The 25,125-nt window shown below is 69.0% G+C and carries 25 protein-coding genes, 1 other RNA gene, 1 pseudogene and 1 riboswitch; of the genes and pseudogenes, 13 read left to right on the top strand and 14 right to left on the bottom strand.

Going from position 1 to position 25,125, the window contains the following annotated elements; all coding sequences use genetic code 11:
* Nucleotides 1-53 precede the first annotated feature (53 nt).
* Complete coding sequence (ilvD, locus tag J7024_RS13530; RefSeq protein WP_124827294.1) at nt 54-1,727, bottom strand: dihydroxy-acid dehydratase; 1,674 nt, start codon at nt 1,725-1,727, stop codon at nt 54-56.
* 135 nt (nt 1,728-1,862) lie between these two features.
* Between ilvD and J7024_RS13525 the strand changes: the two genes are divergently transcribed.
* Nucleotides 1,863-2,780 (top strand): LysR substrate-binding domain-containing protein, encoded by a 918-nt coding sequence (locus J7024_RS13525; RefSeq protein WP_124827293.1) that lies wholly within the window; start codon nt 1,863-1,865, stop codon nt 2,778-2,780.
* A gap of 80 nt (nt 2,781-2,860) precedes the next feature.
* Nucleotides 2,861-3,751 (top strand): prolipoprotein diacylglyceryl transferase, encoded by an 891-nt coding sequence (gene lgt, locus J7024_RS13520; RefSeq protein WP_124827292.1) that lies wholly within the window; start codon nt 2,861-2,863, stop codon nt 3,749-3,751.
* 130 nt (nt 3,752-3,881) lie between these two features.
* Here lgt and J7024_RS13515 read toward each other — a convergent pair whose 3' ends face one another.
* The 5 genes from J7024_RS13515 to J7024_RS13495 form a co-directional block, all read right to left on the bottom strand.
* Nucleotides 3,882-4,622: an SIMPL domain-containing protein gene (locus tag J7024_RS13515; protein ID WP_124827291.1), complete on the bottom strand. Its 741-nt coding sequence runs from the start codon at nt 4,620-4,622 to the stop codon at nt 3,882-3,884.
* A gap of 180 nt (nt 4,623-4,802) precedes the next feature.
* Nucleotides 4,803-5,264: an EVE domain-containing protein gene (locus J7024_RS13510; RefSeq protein ID WP_124827290.1), complete on the bottom strand. Its 462-nt coding sequence runs from the start codon at nt 5,262-5,264 to the stop codon at nt 4,803-4,805.
* A gap of 69 nt (nt 5,265-5,333) precedes the next feature.
* A non-coding RNA gene (gene ssrS / locus J7024_RS13505) (6S RNA) lies at nt 5,334-5,515 on the bottom strand.
* Between the two features lie 80 nt (nt 5,516-5,595).
* On the bottom strand, nt 5,596-5,910 hold the full coding sequence (locus J7024_RS13500) for a cell division protein ZapA (RefSeq protein ID WP_011885730.1): 315 nt from the start codon (nt 5,908-5,910) through the stop codon (nt 5,596-5,598).
* Complete coding sequence (locus J7024_RS13495) at nt 5,907-6,257, bottom strand: ATPase (RefSeq protein WP_124827289.1); 351 nt, start codon at nt 6,255-6,257, stop codon at nt 5,907-5,909. The genes J7024_RS13500 and J7024_RS13495 overlap by 4 nt, the downstream gene beginning before the upstream one ends.
* 165 nt (nt 6,258-6,422) lie before the next feature.
* Nucleotides 6,423-6,676, top strand: a riboswitch (cobalamin riboswitch).
* Between the two features lie 634 nt (nt 6,677-7,310).
* On the opposite strand from J7024_RS13495, the gene J7024_RS13490 reads away from it, so the two are divergent.
* Genes J7024_RS13490 through cobC form a run of 5 tightly spaced genes read left to right on the top strand, consistent with a single transcriptional unit; the run spans nt 7,311 to nt 11,561 of the window.
* Entirely contained in the window at nt 7,311-8,309 is a 999-nt protein-coding gene (locus J7024_RS13490; RefSeq protein ID WP_124827540.1) for a FecCD family ABC transporter permease, read from the top strand.
* Nucleotides 8,306-9,118, top strand: coding sequence for an ABC transporter ATP-binding protein (locus tag J7024_RS13485; protein ID WP_124827288.1), 813 nt, complete (start codon nt 8,306-8,308; stop codon nt 9,116-9,118). Before J7024_RS13490 ends, J7024_RS13485 begins: the two co-directional genes overlap by 4 nt.
* A gap of 52 nt (nt 9,119-9,170) precedes the next feature.
* On the top strand, nt 9,171-10,226 hold the full coding sequence (gene cobT / locus J7024_RS13480) for a nicotinate-nucleotide--dimethylbenzimidazole phosphoribosyltransferase (RefSeq protein WP_124827287.1): 1,056 nt from the start codon (nt 9,171-9,173) through the stop codon (nt 10,224-10,226).
* Complete coding sequence (locus J7024_RS13475) at nt 10,216-10,992, top strand: adenosylcobinamide-GDP ribazoletransferase (RefSeq protein WP_175858284.1); 777 nt, start codon at nt 10,216-10,218, stop codon at nt 10,990-10,992. The genes cobT and J7024_RS13475 overlap by 11 nt, the downstream gene beginning before the upstream one ends.
* Nucleotides 10,977-11,561 (top strand): alpha-ribazole phosphatase, encoded by a 585-nt coding sequence (gene cobC, locus J7024_RS13470; RefSeq protein ID WP_124827285.1) that lies wholly within the window; start codon nt 10,977-10,979, stop codon nt 11,559-11,561. The genes J7024_RS13475 and cobC overlap by 16 nt, the downstream gene beginning before the upstream one ends.
* A 75-nt stretch (nt 11,562-11,636) precedes the next feature.
* On the opposite strand, the gene J7024_RS13465 is transcribed toward cobC, so the two are convergent.
* Genes J7024_RS13465 through cobU form a run of 4 tightly spaced genes read right to left on the bottom strand, consistent with a single transcriptional unit; the run spans nt 11,637 to nt 15,061 of the window.
* A complete protein-coding gene (locus tag J7024_RS13465) occupies nt 11,637-12,554 on the bottom strand; it encodes a cobalamin-binding protein (RefSeq protein WP_234745119.1) in 918 nt (305 codons plus the stop codon).
* Entirely contained in the window at nt 12,551-13,570 is a 1,020-nt protein-coding gene (gene cobD, locus J7024_RS13460) for a threonine-phosphate decarboxylase CobD (RefSeq protein ID WP_234745118.1), read from the bottom strand. The genes J7024_RS13465 and cobD overlap by 4 nt, the downstream gene beginning before the upstream one ends.
* Complete coding sequence (cbiB, locus tag J7024_RS13455; RefSeq protein WP_124827282.1) at nt 13,563-14,507, bottom strand: adenosylcobinamide-phosphate synthase CbiB; 945 nt, start codon at nt 14,505-14,507, stop codon at nt 13,563-13,565. The genes cobD and cbiB overlap by 8 nt, the downstream gene beginning before the upstream one ends.
* Nucleotides 14,501-15,061 carry a bifunctional adenosylcobinamide kinase/adenosylcobinamide-phosphate guanylyltransferase gene (gene cobU / locus J7024_RS13450; RefSeq protein WP_124827281.1) on the bottom strand — a complete coding sequence of 187 codons (561 nt, stop codon included), beginning with the start codon at nt 15,059-15,061 and terminating at the stop codon, nt 14,501-14,503. The genes cbiB and cobU overlap by 7 nt, the downstream gene beginning before the upstream one ends.
* Before the next feature lie 75 nt (nt 15,062-15,136).
* Here cobU and J7024_RS13445 point away from each other — a divergent pair, with 75 nt between their 5' ends.
* The 4 genes from J7024_RS13445 (at nt 15,137) to J7024_RS13430 (ending at nt 18,225) form a co-directional block, all read left to right on the top strand.
* Nucleotides 15,137-16,639 carry a cobyric acid synthase gene (locus J7024_RS13445; protein ID WP_234745117.1) on the top strand — a complete coding sequence of 501 codons (1,503 nt, stop codon included), beginning with the start codon at nt 15,137-15,139 and terminating at the stop codon, nt 16,637-16,639.
* A gap of 82 nt (nt 16,640-16,721) precedes the next feature.
* The gene (locus J7024_RS13440) at nt 16,722-16,862 is read left to right on the top strand and encodes a hypothetical protein (RefSeq protein WP_175751026.1); all 141 of its coding nucleotides are present in this window, start codon (nt 16,722-16,724) and stop codon (nt 16,860-16,862) included.
* Between the two features lie 164 nt (nt 16,863-17,026).
* Complete coding sequence (locus tag J7024_RS13435; protein WP_124827279.1) at nt 17,027-17,440, top strand: DoxX family protein; 414 nt, start codon at nt 17,027-17,029, stop codon at nt 17,438-17,440.
* Between the two features lie 125 nt (nt 17,441-17,565).
* Nucleotides 17,566-18,225: a ParA family protein gene (locus J7024_RS13430; RefSeq protein ID WP_124827278.1), complete on the top strand. Its 660-nt coding sequence runs from the start codon at nt 17,566-17,568 to the stop codon at nt 18,223-18,225.
* A gap of 120 nt (nt 18,226-18,345) precedes the next feature.
* On the opposite strand, the gene panD is transcribed toward J7024_RS13430, so the two are convergent.
* The 4 genes from panD to J7024_RS13410 all read right to left on the bottom strand — a co-directional run bounded on the left by panD (nt 18,346) and on the right by J7024_RS13410 (nt 20,918).
* Nucleotides 18,346-18,732 carry an aspartate 1-decarboxylase gene (gene panD / locus J7024_RS13425; protein ID WP_096502215.1) on the bottom strand — a complete coding sequence of 129 codons (387 nt, stop codon included), beginning with the start codon at nt 18,730-18,732 and terminating at the stop codon, nt 18,346-18,348.
* A gap of 41 nt (nt 18,733-18,773) precedes the next feature.
* Nucleotides 18,774-19,613 carry a pantoate--beta-alanine ligase gene (gene panC, locus J7024_RS13420; RefSeq protein WP_124827277.1) on the bottom strand — a complete coding sequence of 280 codons (840 nt, stop codon included), beginning with the start codon at nt 19,611-19,613 and terminating at the stop codon, nt 18,774-18,776.
* A 239-nt stretch (nt 19,614-19,852) separates the two neighbouring features.
* On the bottom strand, nt 19,853-20,725 hold the full coding sequence (locus J7024_RS13415) for a segregation and condensation protein A (protein ID WP_096502211.1): 873 nt from the start codon (nt 20,723-20,725) through the stop codon (nt 19,853-19,855).
* A 4-nt stretch (nt 20,726-20,729) separates the two neighbouring features.
* Nucleotides 20,730-20,918, bottom strand: a complete 189-nt coding sequence (locus J7024_RS13410; RefSeq protein WP_044849219.1) for a DUF3460 family protein — start codon at nt 20,916-20,918, stop codon at nt 20,730-20,732.
* Between the two features lie 244 nt (nt 20,919-21,162).
* Here J7024_RS13410 and J7024_RS13405 point away from each other — a divergent pair, with 244 nt between their 5' ends.
* Together J7024_RS13405 and J7024_RS13400 are read left to right on the top strand one after the other, a co-directional pair.
* Nucleotides 21,163-22,980, top strand: a complete 1,818-nt coding sequence (locus J7024_RS13405; protein WP_124827276.1) for an autotransporter assembly complex protein TamA — start codon at nt 21,163-21,165, stop codon at nt 22,978-22,980.
* Between the two features lie 27 nt (nt 22,981-23,007).
* A pseudogene (locus tag J7024_RS13400) lies at nt 23,008-25,125 on the top strand (translocation/assembly module TamB domain-containing protein); the annotation flags it as partial.

Raw genomic sequence — 25,125 nt, 5'->3', positions numbered from 1 at the left:
GCGCGTTTCCCCGACGGCTGTCTGCAATGGGGTCGCATGACGCCAGACGCGCGTCAGCCGGTGACGGCCCCCTTGTTCGCCGGGCGGGCGAGGGCCGCGTACTTGGCCAGCACGCCGCGCGTGTAGCGCGGCGCCGGCTGCGTCCAGGCGGCGCGCCGGCGCGCGAGTTCCGCGTCGTCGACGTTCAGTTGCAGCACCAGCCGGTGCGCATCGATCGTGATCGAGTCGCCTTCCTGTACGAGCGCGATCGTACCGCCGACGAACGCCTCCGGTGCGACGTGGCCGACCACCATGCCCCAGGTGCCGCCGGAGAAGCGGCCGTCCGTGATGAAACCGACCGACTCGCCGAGCCCCTTGCCGATGATCGCCGACGTCGGCGCGAGCATTTCCGGCATGCCCGGGCCGCCTTGCGGGCCGAGATAGCGCAGCACGAGCACGTCGCCCGCGCGGATCCGGTCGCCGAGGATGGCATCCATCGCGCTTTGCTCGTCGTCGAACACGCGCGCCGGGCCGGTGATCACCGGGTTCTTCAGGCCGGTGATCTTCGCGACCGCGCCGTCCTCCGCAAGATTGCCCTTCAGGATCGCGAGATGGCCTTCCTTGTACAGTGCGCGATCGATCGGGAAGATCACGTTCTGGTCCGCGCGCGGCACGCCCGGCACGTCCTTCAGTTCCTCGGCGATCGTGCGGCCGGTGATCGTGATGCAGTCACCGTGCAGCAGCCCCGCATCGAGCAGGATTCGCAGCACCTGCGGGATGCCGCCCGCCTTGTGCAGGTCGGTCGCGACGTACTGGCCCGACGGCTTCAGGTCGCAGATCACCGGCACGCGTTTGCGGATGCGCTCGAAGTCGTCGATCGTCCAGTCGATCTCGGCCGCGTGCGCGATCGCGAGATAGTGCAGCACCGCGTTGGTCGAGCCGCCGGTCGCCATGATCAGCGACACGGCATTCTCGATCGACGCCTTCGTGATGATGTCGCGCGGCTTCAGGTCGCGCTTCACGGCCTCGACCAGCACGCGCGCCGATTCGGCGGCCGAATCGACTTTTTCCTGGTCGGGGTTGGCCATCGTCGACGAGTACATCAGCGACATGCCGAGCGCCTCGAACGACGAGCTCATCGTGTTCGCGGTGTACATGCCGCCGCACGAGCCCGACGTCGGGCACGCGTTCTGCTCGACCCCTTCGAAATCCTCCTGCGACATCCGGCCCGCGGTGAATTCGCCGACCGCCTCGAACGACGACACGATCGTCAGGTCGCGGCCCTTCCAGTGGCCGGGGCGGATCGTGCCGCCGTACACGTAGATGCCCGGCACGTTCAGGCGCGCGAGCGCGATCATGCCGCCCGGCATGTTCTTGTCGCAGCCGCCGACCACTACCACGCCGTCCATCCACTGACCCTGCACGCAGGTTTCGATGCAGTCGGCGATTACTTCGCGCGACACGAGCGAGTACTTCATCCCCTCCGTACCCATCGACATGCCGTCCGAGATCGTCGGCGTGCCGAAGATCTGCGGGTTCGCGTCGGCGGCCTTCACCGCGGCAACAGCGGCGTCCGACAGGCGCTGCAGGCCCGAGTTGCACGGCGTGATCGTCGAGTGACCGTTCGCGATGCCGATCATCGGTTTGTCGAAATCGTCCTTCTGGTAGCCGAGGGCGTAATACATCGAGCGATTCGGCGAACGGGCCACGCCTTGCGTGATGTGCTGCGAGCGGCGGTTGTACGACATGGGGGACTCCATCGTTGTGTTGGCGACGCCCGCGAACGGCGTGCCGGTTCGGATGAAACAAGAATGGAGTTTCCGGTTTGGGATGTCCAATATATTATTTGTCGCTTACTAAGTCGTTTTACGAATGAGTGAAGCATGGCAGATCCGACGCCCGACCTGCGCCAGTGGCGCTATTTCGCAACCGTTGCCGACGAGCGCCATTTCGGCCGCGCGGCCGAACGGCTGTCGATGACGCAGCCGCCGCTGTCGCAGGCGATCCGCTCGCTGGAGGATGCGCTCGGCGTCGCGCTGTTCGTGCGCACCAAGCGTTCGGTTGCGTTGACGGCGGTCGGCGCCGCGCTGCTGCCCGACGTGCGCCGGCTGCTCGCGTCGGCCGACGCGCTGCCGCCGCTCGCGCGGCGTCTCGCGCGCGGCGAGGCCGGCTCGTTGTCGCTCGCGTTCGTATCGACCGCCGATTACGGGCTGCTGCCGGCGCTGCTACGTGCGTTCGGCGCGCGCTATCCGCAGGTGCGGCTGCAACTCGCGGAAGCGACGAGCGACGTGCAGATCGACGAACTCGTCGCGGGCCGCATCGACGCCGGGCTCGTGATTCCGCCGGTGCCGCCGCGCCACGCGGCCGGGCTGTCGTACCTGCCGGTCGTGCGCGAGCCGCTGGTGGTTGCGATGCCGGCGTCCGCCGCGCCGGATGCAGGGGAGGACGAACCGGTGCACCTGGCCGAGGTGGCCGCGCTGCCGCTGGTGATCTTCCCGCGTCGTTTGGCGCCCGGCTTTTATGACATCATTACGGGCTGCTACGGCGCGGCGGGGGAAACCCCGCGCATCGGCCAGGAGGCGATCCAGATGCAGACGATCGTCAGCCTCGTGTCGGCCGGCATGGGCGTCGCACTGGTGCCGCAGTCTCTGCGTAACCTGCGGCGCACCGGCGTGGTCTACCGGCCGCTCGCCGGCGACGCCCCCGTCGTCGAGACGGGCCTCGTGTGGCGCACGGGCGACGTGAGTCCGGTGCTCGCCGGCTTCATCGACGTCGTGCGTGCGCACGGTCTCACCGCGTGACGCGAACGTTGGCGCGCCGGCGCCGTCCAATGCGCGGTGCGGGAGCACCGTACCGCATTCGAAAACTTCATCGCTAACCCATGATCATTCACCCGAATTTCGACCCCGTAGCGATCCATCTCGGGCCGCTCGCCGTGCGCTGGTACGGTCTCATGTATCTCGTCGGCTTCATCGCGGCGATCGTCGTCGGCCGGATCCGCCTGAAGCTGCCGCACGTCGCGGCGCAGGGCTGGACCGCGAAGGACATCGACGACATGATGTTCTACGGCGTGCTCGGCACCGTGCTCGGCGGCCGGCTCGGCTACGTGCTGTTCTACAAGGCCGACTTCTACTTCGCGCATCCGCTCGACGTCTTCAAGGTGTGGGAAGGCGGGATGTCGTTTCACGGCGGCTTCCTCGGCGTGACGCTCGCGATGGTGCTGTTCGCGTGGCAGCGCAAGCGCCACTGGCTGCAGGTCACCGATTTCGTCGCGCCGATGGTGCCGACGGGGCTCGCGGCCGGGCGGCTCGGCAACTTCATCAACGGCGAGCTGTGGGGCCGCGTGACGGATCCGCATGCGCCGTGGGCGATGATGTTCCCGGGCGCGATGCGCGACGATGCGGCATGGCTGCCGAAGCATCCGGCGCTCGTCGAGAAGTGGCATCTCGCCGACGTGTTCATGCAGTACCAGATGCTGCCGCGTCATCCTTCGCAGCTCTATGAAATCGCGCTCGAGGGCATTACGCTGTTCTTCGTACTGTTCTTCTTCTCGCGCAAGTCGCGGCCGATGGGCGCCGTATCCGCGCTGTTCCTGATCGGTTACGGCCTCGCGCGCTTCACCGTCGAATTCGCACGCGAACCGGACGATTTCCTCGGCCTGCTCGCACTCGGCCTGTCGATGGGGCAGTGGCTGTCGCTGCCGATGATCATCGTGGGTATCGCGCTGATGATGTGGGCGTATCGCCGCCACGCAAAGCATGCGGCTGCGTAACCGTCGATGCAGGTGATGCATCCGGTGCGATGCCGATGGGTACGATCGGCATCGCACGCAAGGTCACCAATGAAAAACGCCGGCCCTCGGGCCGGCGTTTTTGCATCTGCCTGCGGCGGCGCGATGCGCGTTACTTCATCTGCACGGAGCCGTTGACCGTCACCGAGACGGTCGCCTTGCCGCCTTCGACCGCGATCGGCGCGCTCATCTTCGCGCTGTCCATCGGTGCCGCGGCCATCGCCATCATGCGCGGATAGGGCTGAACGTTGCGGCCGCCGCCGACGTTCACATCGCGGATCGAGTAGCTGCTGTAGCCAAAGGCCTTCGCGGCTTCGTCCGCGCGCGCGCGGAACGACTTGATCGCCTCGGTGGTGAGCTTCTGCTCGGCTGCGCGCTGCGCTTCGGGCGACAGCGAGAATTCGACGTTCGCGACCTGCATCTGGTTCGACAACTGGCCCGCGAGCTTCGAGGCCGCCGCGAAATCGCGCGATTCGAGCACGACTTCGGTGCGTCCGCGCCACGCGGAAATCTTCCCGTCGCGATCGGTGCTCGGATACACGGAGAACGCGCCGGTGTGCGCGGTAACGCCCGACACGCCCTTCGCCTGCGCAAGCGCCGCGTCGGCGCGCTGGTTCAGCGCGGACGTGAGGCTGCCCGGATCCTTCGCTTGCTGCTCGTAGAACAGCGTGATGTGGATGATGTCCTGCGGCACGTCGGCGCTGGCCTGCGACGACAGCGACAACACGCCCGCCGGCTCGGGAAAGTGCGGGTTCGCGGTTTGCGCATGCGCGGCCGGCGACGTGAGCGTCAGCGCGACGGGCACAGCGGCGGCGAGGGCGAGGGACAGCGCGAGTGCGGATTTCTTGGTCATTGTTGGACTCCTTGTGCGAGGGCGCGCACGCGGATCACGCGTGCGCGACGCGGGCGTACCGCGCGACGGAAAAACCGCCGTCGGCCAGATCGGCGGACGGCGGTTGCTTAGGTTGCGCGAATGCGCCGCGAGTTCCGTGGCGGTGGCGCGTGTTGACCGGATTTGACCTTTCGCGCATGCCTACTTCATCAGCTTTTCGGTAATGAAGCGCCATTCCGCACGCGTGACGGGCGTGATCGACAACCGGTTGCCGCGCGCGAGCACGCGCATGTCCGCGAGCTCGTCGTGTTCGCGCAGCGCCGCGAGCGGCACGAGCGGCGACTTCTTCACGAAGCGCACGTCGACGAGCAGCCAGCGCGGCGTTTCCTGCGTCGACTTCGGGTCGTAATACGGACTCTTCGGATCGAACTGGGTGGGATCGGGGTAGGGCGTCGACGACACTTCGGCAAGGCCCGCGATGCCGGGCTCGGGGCAGCTCGAGTGATAGAACAGCACACCGTCGCCGATCTTCATCGTGTCGCGCATGAAATTGCGCGCCTGATAGTTGCGCACGCCAGTCCATGGCAGCGAACGCTGCGGTGCGTTTGCGAGATCGTCGATGCTTGCTTCGTCCGGTTCGGACTTCATCAGCCAGTATTGCATGGATCGTAATCGACGCAGAAAGGGCTGCTACAAAAGGAAACGGCATCGGGAGTTCCCGATGCCGTTGGATAGGCCCCCGCCTTGGCCGCTAGGCCGGCATCCTGAACCTGGGGTTCAGAATTGGTCGCAGTTAGCAGCACTTCGGGTACATCAGACAGAGTGACGCGCGCGCCCGTGCTACAAATTTCCGCAACCGTGCACATGGCATTGGTTCAAGGAATATATGACCTTGGCGAACCAGGCAGGGAAGCTGACTGAACTGTGTTTCGTTGCGCCAATTTGACCACCGTTGATCGCCGAGATCAAGGGGAATCGACGCATCGATCAAACGTTACTGCGTCTCGTGCTGTGCGAGCACCGCGCCGAGCTGTTCGTTCATTTGATGCATTGTACGACGGATTTCCTCCGCCGGAAATGCTTCACCGTGCCGCACGCTGGTTTGCAGTCGCAGCAATTCGGATGCGAGCGACAATGCGGCCATCACCGCGATACGATCGGTGCCGCGCACCGAACTGTTCGCGCGGATCTTCGACATTTCGGCGTCGACGCGCGCGACGGCCTCGAGCAGCGCCGCTTCGGTCTCGGCCGAACAGGCGAGCCGATAGGGCTGACCGAGAATCGAGACTTCGATCTGCTTGGTGCTCATGCATGTTCTCCGTGGCTGGCCGCGTCATCGCTATCCGTACGCGCCTGCGCGTCCAGCAGATCGAGCTGGTTGTCGGCCTGCTCCGCGCTCTTCGAGCGCGGCAGTTTTTCGAGAATCGCGTTCAGTTTGACCTGGGCGTCGTCGATCTTTGCCGACAGGTTGTCGCGCTCGGCCGCGAGCGCATTGCGTTCCTCGCGCAGTTGCGCGAGTTCCGCGCGGACCGCGTCCGCTTCCGCGCGCAATTGCGCGACTTGCTCCTCGAGCGCGAGCCGTTCCGTGTGATAGCGCTTGTTCAGCGAAATCAGACGGCCAATATTTTGAGATAAGGTTTCGAGTTCGTTGAGCATCTGCTGCGTCCTCTAAAGACCCAGCATTTTAGCGCGGAATAACGCGCATTCCGACATCTGTAACGTTTCCAGTCGTAACACCCTCGCTTCTTGCCTCGAATATGCGTGTCGCGCGTGCTCCGAAACGCGCGCGGACCGCTTTCTTGACGCTCGCGCGGCCGGCTCCTAAACTGGCGCCGCCTCGGTGCTCGCGCGTGCGTCGCGCGGTTAAACGGGAAGCAGGGCGCGTACTCCGCCAGGAAAGCGCCAACCTGCGCTGCCCCCGCAACGGTAAGCGGCCGCGTCGTACGACGCAGGCCGGCTCGGGCGTGTCCGACGTGCAGGTTTCGCACGCGGGCACGGGCCACTGCGCGCGACACGCGCGGGAAGGCGAGCCGGTACGCTGCAGCCCGGATACCGGCCGAGGCGAGGGGCCCGCACGGGCTTCGTGACGCGCGGCCTGCGGGGAAGCGGGGCGCGCAGTGCTTCACGGGACTTGTCTTCGATGCTGACCCCAATCGTCCGTACTGAGTTCGGCGCGCCGCGCGGATTGTCGCTCGCCGCCGTCACGCGGACTGCCGTGCGCGCCGATTCGGTGAGATTCGCGGCGACGCGTGCCGCCGCAGTCGCCAATGTGCCGTGGCCGGCGACGATCGTATCGCGCACGCTCGCGGATGCAGCCGCGCGGCGCACCGGATTCGAGACGCCGGATCTCGCCGCGCGCGCGGACACCGACCCGATACGGCGGCTTCCACTATATTGCGCAGAACCTCGGCCGCACGCAGGTGCCGCGGCTCGCCGGATCGTCGCGACATCGAGCCGGTACGGCCGATGCACGGCTGGCTGCGATGTCGCGGGGTGCGGCTCGGCGGCCACGGGATCGTCGACGTCGCGGTGCGCGATGACATTGCCGCGTCGCGATACGTGCGTAGACGCTTCAACAACGCCCTGTTCCACAAGGATGACGAGCTTGCGTATCCCCACAACATGCCGCAGCGCTGCGACCGTGCCGCGTTCGGCCGGCGACGGCGGTCAGCCGATGCGTCGCGCGTCGCGCGCGATGCCGCGCAGCGCATGAGCGCCGCTCGGGCCGCCACGATCTGGGCCGTGCTCGTGGCCGTGGTCGCGTTGCTGTTCGTCGCGTCGCTGTCGATCGGCAGCGTGCCGATGTCGCCGTGGCAAGCGCTCGCGTCGCTCGTCCCGCATGGCGGCGATGCGCTGTTCGCCGACATCGTGCGCACGCTGCGGCTGCCGCGCGCACTCGCCGGCTTCGCATGCGGCGCGCTGCTCGCGCTCGCCGGTGCGCTGCTGCAGGTGCTGCTGCGCAATCCGCTCGCGGAGCCGTACGTGCTTGGCGTGTCGGGCGGCGCGGCCGGCTTCGCGCTCGTCGCGATGATCGCGGGTGCCGCATGGTGGCTCGTCGATGCGTCTGCGTTCGCCGGCGCGCTCGTGTCGGTCGCGCTGGTGCTCGGACTCGCGCGTCGCGAGCTGTGGCGCGGCGAATCGCGCGATGCATCGCCGCGACTGCTGCTCACCGGGGTCGTGATCGCGGCGGGATGGGGCGCGCTCGTCACGCTGCTGCTGTCGCTCGCGCCCGACGGCCGGCTGCGCGGCATCCTCTTCTGGCTGACCGGTGACCTGAACGGCGTGACGGCGCCGTGGTTCGCATGGGGCGCGCTGCTGCTGGCCGCGTGCATCGCGCTGCCCACCGCACCGCAACTGAACGTGCTGCTGCGCGGCGACGCGACCGCGCTCGCGCTCGGCGTGCCGGTCGCGCGACTGCGGGTGCGGATCTACCTCGTCGCGTCGCTGGCCGCCGCAGCGGCGGTGACGACGGCCGGCACGATCGGCTTCGTCGGCCTCGTCGTCCCGCACGCGCTGCGACTTGCGTTCGGCAACGACCAGCGCATGCTGCTGCCTGCAGCGATGCTCGCGGGCGGTGGCGGCGTGATGGCGGCCGATCTGCTCGCGCGCACCGCGATTGCACCCGCGCAATTGCCCGTCGGCGTGATGACCGCGTTGATCGGCGTGCCGGTGTTCCTGTGGATGTTGCTGAGGAGGCCGATGCGATGACGCTCACCGCAACGCGCACCGCGGGCGACATGACCTACGCTGCGGCTGGCGTGACGCTGAAGGCCGGCGACCGGACGTTGCTTGGCGGCTTCACGCAGACGTTCCGGCCGGGCGAGATCTGGTGTGTCGCCGGGCCGAACGGCGCCGGCAAGACGACGCTGCTCGCGACGCTTGCGGGGCTGCAGCCGCCGGCCGGCGGCCAGGTCGAGATCGACGGCCGGCCGCTTGCCGCATGGCCGCCCGAACAACTGGCGCAGCGCCGTGCGCTGATGCCGCAGCAACAGCACGACGCGTTCAGCGCGACGGTATTCGATACGGTGCTGCTGAACCGCTTTCCGTATCTCGGCGGCTGGGGCTGGGAGCGTGACGGCGATCGCGCGGCGGCGCGCGATGCGCTCGCGACGTTCGGGCTGGCCGCGCTCGCATCGCGCGACGTGCTGTCGCTGTCCGGCGGCGAGCGCCAGCGCGTCGCGCTGGCCGCGACGCTGTGCCAGGATGCGCCGCTGATGCTGCTCGACGAGCCGCTCGCGCATCTCGACCTGCATCACCAGATCGATTGCCTGAGCGCGCTGACCGCATGGCTCGACGCTGGCCCGCGCACGGTGCTGTTCTCGTGCCACGACCTGAATCTCGCGCGGCGTTTCGCGACGCACGCGCTGTTGCTCGACGGCCGCGGCCGTGCGTGGGCCGGCCCCGTGCACGACGTGCTGACGCCGGCGCGTGCCAGCGAGGCCTTCGGCTATCCGCTCGTGCTGATCCGCGAGAACGGCCGTGACGCGCTGCTGCCCGCGTGGCCCGAGCGGCGATGATCTTCCTTTTTTCGATGCGCGGCACCGGCCGCGCCAACGAGGCAACCTTCCGATGACGAACCCGACCGACTTCCCGCCCGCGATTGCAGCGCTCGACGACACGCTGCGCAAGCGCCTGCAGCATGTGATCGATCACAAGACCAAGCCGCCCGGCAGCCTTGGCCAGCTCGAGGCGATCGCGTTGCAGATCGGGCTGATCCAGCGTACCGAGCGGCCGCACGTGCAGCGTCCCGTGACGATCGTGTTCGCAGGCGACCACGGGATCGCGGCCGAAGGCGTGAGCCCGTATCCGCAGTCGGTCACCGCGCAGATGGTGGCGAACTTCCTGGCGGGCGGCGCGGCGATCAACGCGTTCTCCGGCGTCGCGCAGAGTGCGCTCGAGATCGTCGATGCCGGCGTCGCGTCGCCGCTGCCGGTGTCCGACCGGCTGGTGTCGCTGCCGATCGCGCGGGGCACGCGCAACTTCGCGGTCGAGCCCGCGATGACGCGCGACGAGGCGAACACCGCGCTCGCGGCCGGCGCCGCACGCGTACGCCTGCATGCATCGCTCGGCACGAACGTGATCGGCTTCGGAGAAATGGGGATCGCGAACACGTCGTCGGCCGCGTGCCTGATGAGCCGGCTGCTCGACGTGCCGATCGACGCGTGCGTCGGGCGCGGCACGGGGCTCGACGACCAGGGGCTCGCGCACAAGCGCGCGGTGCTCGGTCGAGCGCTCGTCAGGCATTCGCACGCGATCGCGCCGATCGACGTGCTCGCGACGTTCGGCGGCTTCGAGATCGCGATGATGACGGGGGCGTATCTCGCGGCCGCGAGCGAACGGATGACGATCCTCGTCGACGGTTTCATCGCGACGTCTGCGTTGCTCGTCGCGGAACGCATCGCGCCCGGCGTGCGCGACTATTGCGTGTTCTCGCATGCATCGCACGAAGCCGGACACCGGCGCATGCTCGAGCATTTCGGCGCGAAGCCGCTGCTCGCGCTCGACCTGCGGCTCGGGGAAGGCACGGGCGCGGCACTCGCGCTGCCGCTCGTGCGCGCGGCGGCCGCGTTCCTCGCCGAGATGGCGAGCTTCGAGTCCGCCGGCGTCGACAACCGTGACGCCTGAGCGCGCGCGCGGCGTGCGCGCCGAACTGCGGTACTTCCTCGTCGCGCTCGGCTATTTCACGCGCGTGCCGGTGCCGCGCGCGATCGGCTACGAGGCGGGCGATCTCGACCAGGCAGCGCGTTATTTCCCGCTGATCGGCGCCTGCGTCGGCGCGTGGGGCGCGCTCGTCTATCTCGCCGCGCTGCGCGTGCTGCCGGCGTCGATCGCGGTCGGACTGTCGATGGCCGCGACGCTGCTCGTGACCGGCGCGTTTCACGAGGACGGTCTTGCCGACAGCTGCGATGCATTCGGTGGGGGGTACGCGCGCGACGACGTGCTGCGGATCATGCACGATTCGCGGATCGGCACGTTCGGCGCGGTTGCGCTCGTGATCGCGCTTGGACTGAAATGGCAGGCGCTTGCTGCGATGCCGCCGCTGCGCGCCGCCTGGACGATGATCGCCGCGCATGCGGCGAGCCGCGCGGCGGCGGTGAGCCTGCTGATGTCGCTCGACTACGTTCGTCCGGAAGGCAAGGCGAAGCCGGTTGCGCAGCGCATGGGCGCGCGTGCGGCATGGGTCGCGGCCGTGTTCGGGCTGCCGTGGCTGTTCTGGCCGGACTGGCGCGCGGGCCTCGCCGCGTTCGTCGCGCTCGTGCTCGTGCGTGCATGGGCCGCCCGCTATTTCGTGAAGCGGATCGGCGGGTACACGGGCGACTGTCTCGGCTTCGCCCAGCAACTGGGCGAGCTTGCAATCTACCTGGCGATGCTCGGATGGATGTCGTCCTGATTCGCCATCCGGCCGTCGCCGTCGAGCCTGGCGTCTGTTACGGACGCAGCGACGTGCCGCTCGCCACACCGGCCGAGCCTGGTGCGCTTGCCGTGCGTGATCATCTGCTGGCGCTTGGGGCGCCGGCGCCCGCACAGGTCTGGACGAGTCCGCTGATGCGGTGTTCATCGGTTGCCGATCGGCTTGCGCAGGCGCTCGACGTGCCGTTGCGTTGCGATGCGGGCTGGCAGGAAATGGACTTCGGCACGTGGGAAATGCAGCGCTGGGACGATATCGACCGCGCTGCGCTCGATGCGTGGGCGGCCGACCTGATGCATGCGTGCGCGCACGGTGGCGAGAGCGTCGCGCGGTTCGCCGCGCGCGTCGCACGAGTGGCCGACGCGCTCACGCAGGCCGACGCGCCGTACTGGGCGCTCACGCATGCGGGCGTGATTCGCGCGTTCGCCTCGCACGTGTTGCGCGTGCCGCTCGATACGTTGCTGTCGCGACCGGTGCCGACGGGCGGCGTCGTCTGGTTGCGTGCGGACGATGCGGCGCGAACCTGGGAAATCCTGCACTGGGACGAGTAGGCGATCGCGCACCGGTGTGCCGCCGGCTTGCGATCGTGCGTGCTTCGGCAGCGCAAAGGCATGCCGTCACCCGGATCAGGGTGCCGGCCGCCGTGCTCGCGCGGTGTCGAGATCCTCGCACAGCGCAGCCGCGCCCTGTACGATCCGCGGCGACGGTCGCGTCAGCAGATCGCCGTCGATCGCGAACAGGTTGTTGCGCGCCACGGCCGTCATCGCGGGCCATGCGCGCCAGCGCGCGAGGCTCGGCAGCGGCGCGTCCGAGCGTGTCGCCCCGGCGCTCGTCGTCACGATCGCTTCCGGATTCGCGGCCAGCACGGCTTCGTCGGTGACGGTCGGCACGAGCGGCTTCAGCGCGGCGAATACGTTACGGCCGCCGCACAGCGTGATCACGTCGTTGATCAGATGATCGCCGTTGAGCGTCATCAGCGGCCGGTCCCATACCTGGAAGAACATCGTGACGGGCGGACGTGTCGCGTAACGCGCGCGCAGCGCCGCGATGTCGCGCGAGAACGATGCGGCGGCGGCATCGGCCGCCGGTTCCGTGCCGAGCAGCGTACCGAGCCGGCGCAGCGACGACGCCACGTCGTCGAGATGCTTCGGTTCGCTGAAGAACAGCGGGATGTGCAGCGCACGCAGCGCGTCGATCTGCCGTTCGGCGTTGCCGTGCCGCCAGACGACGATCAGGTCCGGCTTCAGCACGGCGATCCGCTCGAGGTCGAGCGCCTTGTTGTCGCCGACGCGCGGCACGGCCTGCGCGGCGGGCGGATAGTCGCTGTACGTGACGGTGCCGACGAGCTTCGCGCCGCCGCCGGCCGCGTAGACCAGCTCGGTCGCGTGCGGGGCGAGACTGATCACGCGCTGCGCGGGCGCCGGAAGCGTGACGGTATTGCCGGCATCGTCGCGGGTCGTGACGTTGGCGTGAGCGAAGGGCGCGTGCGCGAGCGCGACCACCATTGCGAGCGGCGGCAGCCGGCGGAGCGTGCGGGCGTTCATGCGGATTCCTGTTGTAACGTCGGGACGCACTGCGCGAGCGCCTCGATCACGCGCTGCCATTCGGCTTCGCTGCCCGGCAGGCCGATGCGCACGCTCGACGGTTGCGGGAAGTGCCGCGTCCAGATCCCGTGCGCGGCGAGCGCCGCATGCAGCGCGGCCGCGCGCGGGTCGCCGGTCCAGCTGAAGAGCGGTGTCGCGCGCACCGCGAAGCCGTGCGCGCGCAACAGCGCGGCGAGCCGCCCGCCGTCCGCGGTGAGCCGTTCGCGCGCGGCGGCCTGCCAGGCACGATCGCCGAACGCGGCGCCGACCGCATGACGTGCGGGGCCGCTCACGGTCCATGCGCCGAGCGTGTCGCGCAATGCGGCGATGTGCGCCTCGCACGCGAGCACGAAGCCCGCGCGGATGCCGGCGAGACCGAAGAACTTGCCGACCGAGCGCAGCACGACGAGGCCCGCGCGATCCGCGTATTGCGCGAGCGACGGCGTGGCGCCGGTATCCGCGAACGCTTCGTCGACGATCAGCGTGCCGCCGCGTGCCGACAACTGCGCATGCCAGCCGAGCAGGCGTTCGGCCGGAACGAGATCGGCCGTCGGATTATTCGGATTCCCGACGATGACGTGACGCAGCGTCGCGGGCAGCACGTCCATGTCGATGTCGAGCGGCACGACGCGATGACCGTGACGCGCGAATGCCGGCGCGTATTCGCCATACGCGAGCGCCGCGACGCCGGCGTCGCCGGCCGGCAGCAGCGCTGGCAATGCGCGGATCGCGGCCTGGCTGCCGGCAACCGGCAGCACGTGCGCGGCATCGGGTGCGCCGTAGTAGCGGGCCGCGCATGCGGCGAGCGCGTCGCCGTCGTCGGGGAGCCGGCGCCATGCGTCGGCCGGCACGGGCGGCACCGGATAGCCGACCGGATTGATGCCGGTCGACAGGTCGAGCCACGCGTTGTACGGAATGCCGTGGCGGCGTGCGGCTTCGTGCAGGTTGCCGCCGTGCGGGATGCGTGCGTCAGACATGATGGGTAGCGAGGATGAGGGCGCCGCTCGCGACGAGCAGCGCGAGCCACAGCGCGAGCGTGCGCGTGACGAGCGACAGCGCGGCGGCGACGTGCGCGGCCGTCGCGGGCGCGCCGGTGCCGAGCGAGGGACGGTCCTCGATTTCGCCGTGATAGACGGCCGGGCCGCCGAGCTGCACGTTCAGGCTGCCGGCGCCCGCGGCCATCACGGGGCCTGCATTCGGGCTGTCCCAGTGACGTGCCTGCGTGCGCCAGCAGCGCCACGCGGCGGCGGTGTCGCCGAGCAGCGCATAGCTCGCGGCAGTGAGGCGCGCGGGAATCCAGTTCAGTGCGTCGTCCAGGCGTGCGGCGGCCCAGCCGAAGGTCAGGAAGCGCGGCGTGCGATAGCCCCACATCGCATCGAGCGTGTTCGCGAGCCGGAACAGCAGCGCACCGGGGCCGCCCGCGACGACGAACCAGAAGAGCGCGCCGAAGATCGCATCGTTGCCGTTCTCCAGCGCCGATTCGACGGCCGCGCGCGACAGTGCACCTTCGTCGGCTTCGCTCGTGTCGCGCGATACGATGCGCGCGGTCAGCGCGCGCGCGGCGTCGAGGTCGTGCCGCAGCAGCGCGGCGGCGATCGGCGCGACGTGGTCGGCGAGGCTCTTCGCGCCGAGCGCGAACCACAGCAGCGCGACGTGTAGCGCCGCTGCTAGCGGCCAGGGCAGCACGGCCGCGAGCCACGCCGCGACGGCCACCGGCGGCAGCACGGCCGCGCTCCACGCGGCGACGCCGATTGCGCGGCCGCGCCGGCCCGTGTTCATGGCGTCCTCGATGCGCGCGGCAAGCCGGCCGAACGCGACGAGCGGATGCCAGCCAGCCGGTTCGCCGAACAGGCGATCGACGATCGCGGCCGCGACTGCAAGCATCGCGACGATCGGCAGCGACAGCATCAGCATGACGGCGCTCCGGCCTTGATCTCGAGCGGCAGTCCGGCAACCAGCAGCGTCACGCGCGTCGCGAGTGCGGCGATGCGCTGGTTCAGGCGTCCGAGCTCGTCGACGTAGCGGCGCGTGACCGAGCCGAGCGGCACCACGCCGAGCCCGATTTCGTTGCTGACGACGATCACCTTCGCACGGGCGCTGCGCAACGTGTGTTCGAGTTGCGCGACCTGCGCTGCGTATTGCGCGTCGTCGAGCGGTTCGCCGTCGAGCGGGCACAGCAGGTTCGTGAGCCACAGCGTGAGGCAGTCGACGAGCAGGCACGCGCGCGGATCGTCGAGCCGCGCGAGCGTGCCCGCCAGATTGACGGGCGCGTCGGCGAAGCCCCAGTCGGCCGGCCGGCGCGCGCGATGATGCGCGATGCGCTGTTCGAATTCGGCATCGGCGGCCGTCGCGGCCGCGGTCGCAATATAGGTGACGGGGCGGCCGCTGTCGGCGGCAAGCCGCTCGGCATGCGCGCTCTTGCCCGAGCGTGCGCCGCCGAGGACGAAGGTGAGGTCGTGCTGAATCATCGCGTGATTGTAACGGCGCGCGCGTGCCGGCGCGGGCGATAATGCGGCCTTCGCTTCGCCACGACTTTGCATACGATGAACGCACCCGAACCGCAGCCGCGCGGCACGTTGATGATCCAGGGCACGACGTCCGACGCGGGCAAGAGCACGCTCGTCGCCGGCCTGTGCCGCCTCGCGCGCCGCGCGGGCGCGCGCGTCGCGCCGTTCAAGCCGCAGAACATGGCGCTCAACAGCGCGGTGACGGCCGACGGCGGCGAGATCGGCCGCGCGCAGGCGCTGCAGGCGCTTGCCGCGGGCGTCGCGCCACATACCGATTTCAACCCGGTGCTGCTGAAGCCGACGAGCGATCGCGGCGCGCAGGTGATCATTCACGGCAAGGCGCGCGCGAACCTCGATGCGCGGGCGTATCACGACTACAAGCCGGTCGCGTTCGACGCGGTGCTGGAGTCGTACGCGCGGCTGCGCGCCGGCTACGACATAGTGCTCGTCGAAGGCGCGGGCAGCCCGGCCGAGATCAACCTGCGTGAAGGCGACATCGCGAACATGGGCTTCGCCGAACGCGTGGATTGCCCGGTCGTGCTCGTGGCCGACATCGATCGCGGCGGCGTGTTCGCGCATCTGGTCGGCACGCTCGCATGCCTGTCGGACAGCGAGCGCGCGCGCGTGCGCGGTTTCGTGATCAATCGCTTTCGCGGCGATTTCAAGCTGCTCGAACCGGGCCTCGACTGGTTGCGTGCGCAGACGGGCAAGCCGGTGTTCGGCGTGCTGCCGTACCTGCACGGGCTGCTGCTCGATGCCGAGGATATGCTGCCGTCGCAGGCGCGCAGCGCCGCCGCGCGCGGCGACGCCGGCGTGCTGCGCGTGGTGGTGCCCGCACTGCCGCGGATCAGCAATCACACCGATTTCGATCCGCTGCGCGCTCATCCGCAGGTCGAATTCACGTACTGGAAGAGCGGGCCGGTGCCGGATGCCGACCTGCTGATCCTGCCCGGCTCGAAGAGCGTGCAGCGCGATCTCGCGTGGCTGCGCGAGGCGGGCTGGGACCCGGTGATCCGCCGGCACCTGCGCTATGGCGGCAAGGTGATCGGCATCTGCGGCGGGATGCAGATGCTCGGCCGCACGCTGGACGATCCGCTCGGCCTCGAAGGCGTGCCCGGCAGCGTGCCGGGGCTCGGGCTGCTCGACTTCGGCACGACGCTGCTGCCGGACAAGACGCTGAAGAACGTGACCGGGCGTCTCGCACTGCCGGGCGCGGCCGCCGTGCACGGCTACGAGATCCACATGGGCGACACGCGCGGGCCCGCGCTGGCGGCGCCTGCGCTGGAGTTGGCGGACGGCGGCGCGCCGGACGGCGTGCGCACGGACGGCGCGGTGTCGGCCGACGGGCAGATTCTCGCGACCTACGTGCATGGCCTGTTCGACGCGCCCGACGCGTGCGCGGCATTGCTCGCGTGGGCCGGGCTCGGCGGCGCGGAGCGCATCGACTACCCGGCACTGCGCGAGGCGTCGCTGGAGCGTCTGGCCGATTCGTTCGCCGAGCATCTCGACCTGGGCGCGCTGTATGCGGAATTCCGCTGACGCACGGACGCTGCGGCCTGGCTTTTTCCGCCGGATCGCATACAACTCAGGTGGGCGGAGGTCCGCCCGCAGGAGCGTGACGATGAAGGCTCGATGGTGGTTGAGCATGCTGCTCGCGGCGCTGCTGGGCGCGTCGGCGATTGCGCACGCTTGCGACGGCTACGGCCCGGGCAGTGGCCCGGCCGGCTCGGGCGACGCGACACAAGGTAGAAGCGGCGGCTGAGGTTCGCTTCAGGTATCGGCTGGCGGGGCATGATCTGTCATGCCCTTTTTTATTGCCAGATTAATTCCTGTATGGAATCAGTTAAAGCCAAATTGCTTGTTTATTGGTTTAATCAGTTCGAATAAAGTGCGATCCATCCTCATCCACTCACGAAGGAATTCGCCATGAACCCCAATCGCCTGAACGATCTTGGCGCGACACTGCTGCGCGTTGCCCTCGGCGTGCTGTACCTCGCGCACGTCGCGCAGAAGGTGTTCGTCTTCACGTTGCCCGGCACCGCGCAGTTCTTCGCGTCGATCGGTCTGCCGGGCTGGCTTGCGTACGTGACGACCTTCGTCGAGCTGGCCGGCGGCCTCGCGCTGCTCGCGGGCTTCCGCGTGCGCATCGCGGCGCTCGTGCTGTTGCCGTTCATGCTCGGCGCGGTGTCCGCGCATCTGCCGAACGGCTGGAGCTTCGCGTCGCCGAACGGCGGCTGGGAATACCCGGCGTTCTGGGCTGTCACGCTGGCCGTGCAGGCGCTGCTGGGCGGCGGCGCGTTCGCGCTCGGCGCACCGCGGGCCGCGACACGTACCGCATAAGCGGAGCGACATCGGCGCAACCCGTTCCGGTGACCCCCCGTTTGCCGATATCATCGCTCCCTGTATCCGCATTCGAGCGGCGCGTGTCACACGGCACGCGCCGCACGGCTTTTTCGGGGGAATTCATGACGGTTATCGTGGTGGCGAATCCGAAGGGCGGCGTGGGCAAGAGCACGCTGTCCACCAATCTTGCCGGCTATTTTGCGGCGCAGGGCGCATGGGTCGCGCTCGCCGATCTCGACCGGCAGCAGTCCGCGCATGCGTGGCTCGACCTGCGTCCGGCCGGGCTTCCGGCGATCGAGGCGTGGGATCTCGATCCGGATGCGCCGTCGAAGCCGCCGCGCGGCCTCGAATATGCGGTCATCGACACGCCGGCCGGGCTGCACGGCAACCGGCTGAACGTCGCGCTGCAGCTTGCCGACAAGGTGATCGTGCCGCTGCAGCCGTCGATGTTCGATATTCTCGCGACCCAGCAGTTTCTGGAGCGTCTCGCCGGCGAGAAGGCGGTGCGCAAGGGCAGCGTCGAGGTCGGGATCGTCGGGATGCGCGTCGATGCGCGCACGCGTTCGTCCGACCAGTTACACCGGTTCGTCGAAGGGCTCGGCCTGCCGGTGCTCGGCTACGTGCGCGACACGCAGAACTACGTGCAGATCGCTGCGCACGGCCTGACGCTGTGGGACGTCGCGAAGAGCCGCGTCGACAAGGATCTCGAGCAATGGCGGCCGATCGTCGAGTGGGCCGAGCGGCGCGCGCCGAAAGCGGAGAAGGCCGCCAAGGCGTCCTGAGCGCTGCGCGACTGGGGCAGTATGAAAAGGGCCTGATCGGGCATCGTGCCGGACCAGGCCCTTCGTTCGTCTGCGGCGGGGGCTACCCGGTGCGCCGCGGCACGCCGGTGGCCATGCGGATTACGTCCAGTTCTGCGTCGGCACGTGATCGCGGTGGCCCTTGATCCTGTTGCCTTCGTCGATGAACACGAGCTTCGGCTTCCAGCCGGCCTGCAGCTCGGCTTCGTCGACCATCGCGAACGCCGCGATGATCACGAGGTCGCCGAGTTGCGCACGGCGCGCAGCCGAGCCGTTCAGCGAGATCATCCCGCTGCCGCGCTCGCCCTTGATCGCATATGTCGAGAAGCGCTCGCCGTTGTTGATGTTCCAGATGTCGATCCGTTCGTTTTCGATGAGGCCCGCCGCTTCGAGCAGGTCTTCGTCGATCGCGCACGAGCCTTCGTAATGCAGCTCGCAGTGCGTGACGGCCGCGCGGTGGATCTTCGATTTGAGCATGTGGCGCTGCATGGGTGTCTCCGTGATGCGTGAGAGGCGAGGCCGGGCGGCCGTCAGATTTCCAGGTTGTCGATGAGGCGCGTCGCGCCGAGCCTGGCCGCGGCGAGCACGACGAGCGGCTCGCCGGCTTCGAGTTCGGCAGCGCTCGGCGCAATCAGGTTCGCGCGGCGGCGGATCGCGATGTAATCGGGCACCCAGCCGCGCTCGGCCAGGTGCGCGCGCGCGTTCTGCTCGAGCTTGCCGAGGTCGCGTTCGCCGCCGAGCACGCTGTCGCGCATGCGTTGCAGCGTCCTCGCGAGTTCGGGCGCTTCCCGGCGCTCGTCGGTCGTCAGGTAGCGGTTGCGCGACGACAGCGCGAGGCCGTCCTCGTCGCGCACCGTCTCGGCCGCGATGATTTCGACCGGCAGCGCGAGCTGCTGGCACATGCGGCGCACGATCATCAGCTGCTGGTAATCCTTCTTGCCGAACACGGCGACGCGCGGCTGCACGCACGACATCAGCTTCGTGACGACCGTGCACACGCCGGTGAAGAAACCGGGTCGGAACTCGCCCTCGAGAATCCCGCCGAGGTCATCCGGCGGCAGCACGCGGTACTCCTGCGGCTCCGGATACATGTCGCGCTCGGTCGGCGCGAACAGCACGTAGACATTGTCCTTCTGCAACTTCTCGATATCGTCCTGCAGCGTGCGCGGATATTTGTCGAAATCCTCGTTCGGGCCGAACTGCAGCCGGTTGACGAAGATGCTCGCCACGACCGGATCGCCGTGCTGGCGCGCGAGACGCATCAGCGACAGGTGTCCTTCGTGGAGGTTGCCCATCGTCGGCACGAACGCCGTGCGGTTCTGTCCGCGCAGTTGGTCGCGCAGTTCCTGGATCGAGCTGATGACTTTCATGATCGGGTAGCGGGTTCCTCGCGCGTGCGCGCGTTGGCGCCGCAACTGCGGCGTCGGGGTCGAAGCGGAGAACGCCGGCGCGCAGGCGGCGCATCGGGCGTCGGCGGATTGTAGAGGATTTGGCCGCCGGATGCATCGAAAAAAGAACGATCGTTCACTTTTTAATCGGGCGCACCGCTGGCGGCGCGCGCAGCAGCGGCACGCGCCCGCACGGCGGAATCACGTAGAGTGGCGGGGTTTTAGGCGGGCAGGTACGCGAGGCGCACGTAGATCGGCGCGAACGGCTCGGGCTGCGTGATCTCGACGAGCGATTCGCGCGCGAGTTCGAGCATCGCGATGAAGTTCACGACGACGACCGGCACGCCGCGCGACGTGTCGAACAGGTCGGCGAACTCCATGAAGCGCGCGTTCTGCAGCTTGCGCAGGATCAAGCTCATGTGCTCGCGTACCGACAGCTCCTCGCGGGAGATCTTGTGGTGCTGAACAAGCTTCGCGCGCTTGAGCACGTCGGCCCACGCGGCGCGCAGGTCGTCCGAGTCGACGTCGGGAAAGCGGGGCGTGATGCTCTGCTCGATGTACACCTCGGCGCGCAGGAAGTCGCGGCCGAGCTGCGGCAACTGGTCGAGGCGCTGCGCGGCGAGCTTCATCTGCTCGTATTCGAGCAGGCGACGCACGAGTTCCGCGCGCGGATCCTCGGCTTCCTCGCCGGTGTCGGCCTTCTTGACCGGCAGCAGCATCCGCGACTTGATTTCGATGAGCATCGCGGCCATCAGCAGGTATTCGGCTGCCAGTTCGAGGTTCGACGTGCGGATCTGGTCGACATAGCCGAGATACTGCGCGGTGACCTGCGCCATCGGGATGTCGAGCACGTTGAAGTTCTGCTTGCGGATCAGGTACAGCAGCAGGTCGAGCGGGCCTTCGAACGTCTCGAGGAACACCTCGAGCGCATCGGGCGGGATGTACAGATCCTGCGGCAGCTTGAAGAGCGGCTCGCCGTACAGGCGAGCGAACGCCGCGACACCGTCGACCGTGTCGGGCGTCGAATCGGCGCCCGCGGGCGCGGCGATCGCGTCGTCCTGCCGGGCGGCGCTGGCCTCGTCGGCGGCGCTCACGTCGTCAGAAATTCTGGTAGTAGACGTAGGACGTTTGCTTCACGCGCGATTCCTGCTGCTCGGCGCGCTCGTCGAGGTCGATCGGCTGCTTGTCCCACAGCAGGGAACGGCCCTTGCGCTGCTCTTCTTCGAGCGTCGGCTTCTGTTGCTTGAGCTGGTTCAGGAATTGCGTGACGTCGGACTGATACGGCATGGCTTGGCTTTCCGTTTCGGGCGGCGCAGGAGGCGCCGGATTCTGCGAATGCAGGATTTTACCGCATCGCGGGGAACAGCCGGCGCCAATCGCGCGTCGAATCCGCTGGCCGGCGCCCGACGGGCGCCCGGGCGCGGTGCGTTGCGCGCACGCGTCAAAGCGGCGCCCGCGCTGGCGCGGCGGCCGCCCTGTGGTCAAATACAGGGTTTTCCAAAAAACACGACAACCGAGGGCGAGGTCATATTTGGCGGGTCAGGCGAACCAGCAAGCACATACGGCGCATGACGCAGGGCGGCGCACGGCCCGCCGGCGCGCACGACGTCGCGCCGCGGCCGTGGCCAGGGCAGCGCTCGTCGGTTGTCTTGCCGCGTTCGTCGCACTGCCGGCCTGCGCGAAGTACGACGTCGACATCGACGCGCCGCGCTCGATCCGCAAGCTGCTGAAGGCCCATCTCGATATTGCCCGCTTCGCGAAGCGCGACGACATCAGCGACGACCAGTTCGACTTCCTCGTGACCGCCACGCCTCAGCAGGTTCGCGACCTGACCGCGACGGCCGGCTATTTCTCGCCGATCGTGCGCACCGACGTGCGCACGCACGACGGCAAGCGCGACGTGCGCGTCGCCGTCGATCCGGGGCCGCAGACCGTGGTGTCGACGGTCGACCTGACGTTCAAGGGGCCGGTGGCTGCCGAGGATCCGAAGCAGGAGGCCGCGACCCGGTTTGCGTTCTCGCTGAAGCCCGGCGACCCGTTTACGCAGTCCGACTGGGACGGCGCGAAGGGCGCGGCGCTCAAGCAGCTGCAGTCGCGCCGCTATCTGGGCGCGAAGATCACGTCGTCGGAGGCGCGCATCGATCCGCGCACGCAGCGCGCGACACTGGCCGTCACGTTCGACAGCGGCCCGACGTTTACGATCGGCAAGGTCGACGTCGACGGCGTGCGCCGCTATCCCGAGAAGATCGTCACGAACGTCAATCCGCTGTCGGAAGGCGAGATCTACGACGTGCAGCGGATCGCCGAACTGCAGCGGCAACTGCAGAACACGCCGTACTACGCGAGCGTCGCGATCGACGTCGGCGACGACACGTCGAAGCCCGAGCGCACGCCCGTGCACGTGAAGGTCAGCGAGTTCCCGTACAACAGCATTCGCGGCGGCGTGGGTTACGCGACCGATACGGGCCCGCACGTGCAGGGCTCGTACACGTACCTCGACACGTTCGGCGCCGCGTGGCCGCTCACCGTGTCGGGCCGGCTCGACCAGATCCAGCAGTACGGTCAGGTCCAGCTGTCGATGCCGCCGGGCGAGAAAGGCTGGACCAACAGCGTGCTCGCGTCGTACACGAACACCAATGTGTCGGACACGCGTATCTACAGCGCGCGGGTCGGCGTGCAGCGCACGCGCACCGGGCAGTTCATCGACTACGCGTACTCGCTGATGTTCTACCAGGACCGGCTCGACCAGAACAGCGCCGGCCCCACCACGAGCCGCGCGCTCGTGCCGCAATGGGCGTGGACGCGCCGCAACGTCGACGATCCGCTGTTCCCGCGCTCGGGCAACCTGATCCACGCGGAGGCCGGCTTCGCGATCAAGGGCGTGCTGACCGACCAGACCTTCGTTCGCGGATACGCGCGCGGCCAGCAATACGTGCCGATCGGGCGACGCGACCTGTTCGTGTTCCGCGCGGAGCTCGGCGGCGTATTCACGAGCGGCAGCTCGACCGGCGTGCCGGCGTCGCTGCTGTTCCGCGCGGGCGGCTCGAACTCGGTGCGCGGCTACGGTTACCAGAGCATCGGCAACAACGTGGACGGCTCCGTGCTGCCGACCAAGTATCTGATGACGGGTACCGCCGAATACCAGCACTGGTTCAACCGCGACTGGGGCGCCGCGACGTTCTTCGACATCGGCACCGCGACCGATGCGTGGGGCGAGCGGGTGTTCTACCCGGGCGTCGGCATCGGCGCGCGCTGGCGCAGCCCCGTCGGCCCGATCAACGTCGATGTCGCATACGGGCTGCGTAACCGCAGCGTGCGCCCGTACCTGACACTTGGCATCGCTTTCTGACCTGTTGCCCGACCCACGACGAACCGCATGACGAAGGACCCGAACGACACGCCGCCGCCCCACGATCCGGACTCGCCCGAGCGCGCGCCCGATGCGCCGCCGCGTCGCGTGCGTGCGGGCCGCGCCGTCGCGTGGACGCTCGCGACGATCGTGCTGCTCGTCGTGCTGGCGGCCGGGCTCGTGCTGGCCGCGGCGACGACCGAGCGCGGCACGCGGCCCGCATGGCAGACGGCCGTGCGGGTGCTGGGCGGGCGGCTGACGGGGACGCTCGACGGCGGTTCGCTCGCGACCGGCGTGCGGCTGCACGGGTTCGCATGGACGAGCCCCGGCGGCGCCGGCACCGAGGTGCGGATCGACTGGCTCGACGGACGCTGGGCGCTGACCCGCGCGCCGTGGCGGCTGTCGGTCGCGTACCTGCGCGCGGGCACCGTCGACGTGCGGATCGTGCCGGGGCAGCCGGCACCGGCCACGACGCCGCAGGACCTGAGCCTGCCGCTGCAGGTGCGGATCGACGACCTGCGCATCGATCACCTGGCGATCCATGAAGGCGGCTCGACGACGCAGCTCGATCATCTGGCGCTGAACGGCCGCAGCGACGGCCGTCACCACGAACTTCTGCTCGATGGCGTCGACACGCCGTACGGCGCGCTGACCGCGCGCGTGAAGCTCGACGGCGTGAAGCCGTTCGCGCTGACGGGCGATGTGACCTATGCGGGCAAGTTCTCCAACGAACCGGTCAACGCGAGCGCGAACGTGTCGGGTTCGCTCGAAGCGCTCGTCGCGGACGTCACCGCGAGCGGGATGAAGCTGAACGGGCGCGCGCACGTCGAGGCCGCGCCGTTCGGCGCGGTGCCGCTTACGCGTGCCTCGCTCGCGTTCGATCACGTGAATCCGCAGGCGATTTCGCCAGGGGCGCCGGCCGCCGATCTCGCGGTGCGCGCCGAACTCGCGCCCGTGACCGCGCCGGCCGGCTCCGCGGCGGCGAAGGGCTTCGCGGTGACGGGCCCGGTGTCGATCGTCAACGCGAAGGCCGGCACGCTCGGCGACCATCTGCTGCCGGTCGTCGACGCGCACGCGACCGTGCATCTCGACGCGCACGCGCAGCGGATCGACGCCCTCGCGCTGAAGCTGATCCGCGACGGCAGCGTGACCGGCAGCGGTACGCTGACGGGCGGCAAGGGCCGCTTCGACCTGAAGGTCGCCAATCTCGACCTCAATGCCTTCGTCGCCGAATTGCGGCCGATGCGTCTGGGCGGCCCGCTCGGCGTGACGCTCGCGGGCGACGTGACGACCGTCGATTTCAACCTGAACGACCCGAAGCTCGCGCTCGGCGCCCGCGCGAAGGTCGCGCTGACGTCGCAACAGACGGTGCTGACCGACGCGCGCGTGACGGCAGGCAAGGGCCGGATCGACCTGACCGGCGTGTTCCGCCACGACGCGCACGCGAGCTACGACGCGAAGGCGACGCTGACCGCGTTCGATCCGCTGCTGCTCGCCGCGATGAATGCGCCGAAGGCGCCCGGCGGCAAGCCGGCCGCGAAAAGCGCCAAGGCGCCGGCAAAGCGCGGCGAGACGCGCGTGTCGGGCACGTTGACGGCCTCCGGCGCGTTCGCGCCGCAGGTGTCGACGAAGGCGACGTTCAAACTCGGCGACAGCCTGTACGACGGCGTGCCGTTGACCGGCGCGGGCGTGCTGCAGCTGGCCGGCACGCGGATCCTGCCGAGCAACGCGAACCTGTCGATCGCCGGCAACCACGTCGACCTGCGCGGCAGCTTCGGCGCGCCCGGCGACCGGTTGCGCTTCGTCGTCGATGCGCCGCAGCTCGACCGGCTCGGTTTCGGCTTCCAGGGGCTCGTGCAGGCGCAGGGCGACCTGACCGGCAGCTTCGCGCATCCAAACGTGACGGCTACCTACAAGGCCGAGCACGTCGTGATCGGAGCGAACCGGATCGGCGCCGCGCAGGGCCACGCCGACATCCGCGACGGCGCGAACGGCGCGCTCGTGTTTACGGCCGACGCGACCGACATCGCGCTCGGCTCGCTGCAGCTGAAATCGCTGCGTGCGAACCTCGGCGGCACGCGCGCGAAGCACACGCTCGACGCGTCGGCGATCGGGGTGGCTGGCGGCCGCGTGATCGACCTGACG

The organism is Burkholderia sp. WTPI3 (assembly GCF_021483755.1).
GTDB lineage: Bacteria > Pseudomonadota > Gammaproteobacteria > Burkholderiales > Burkholderiaceae > Burkholderia.
The sequence above is the reverse complement of the archived record's forward strand: the minus strand, read 5'-3'. Positions and strand labels throughout refer to the sequence as shown.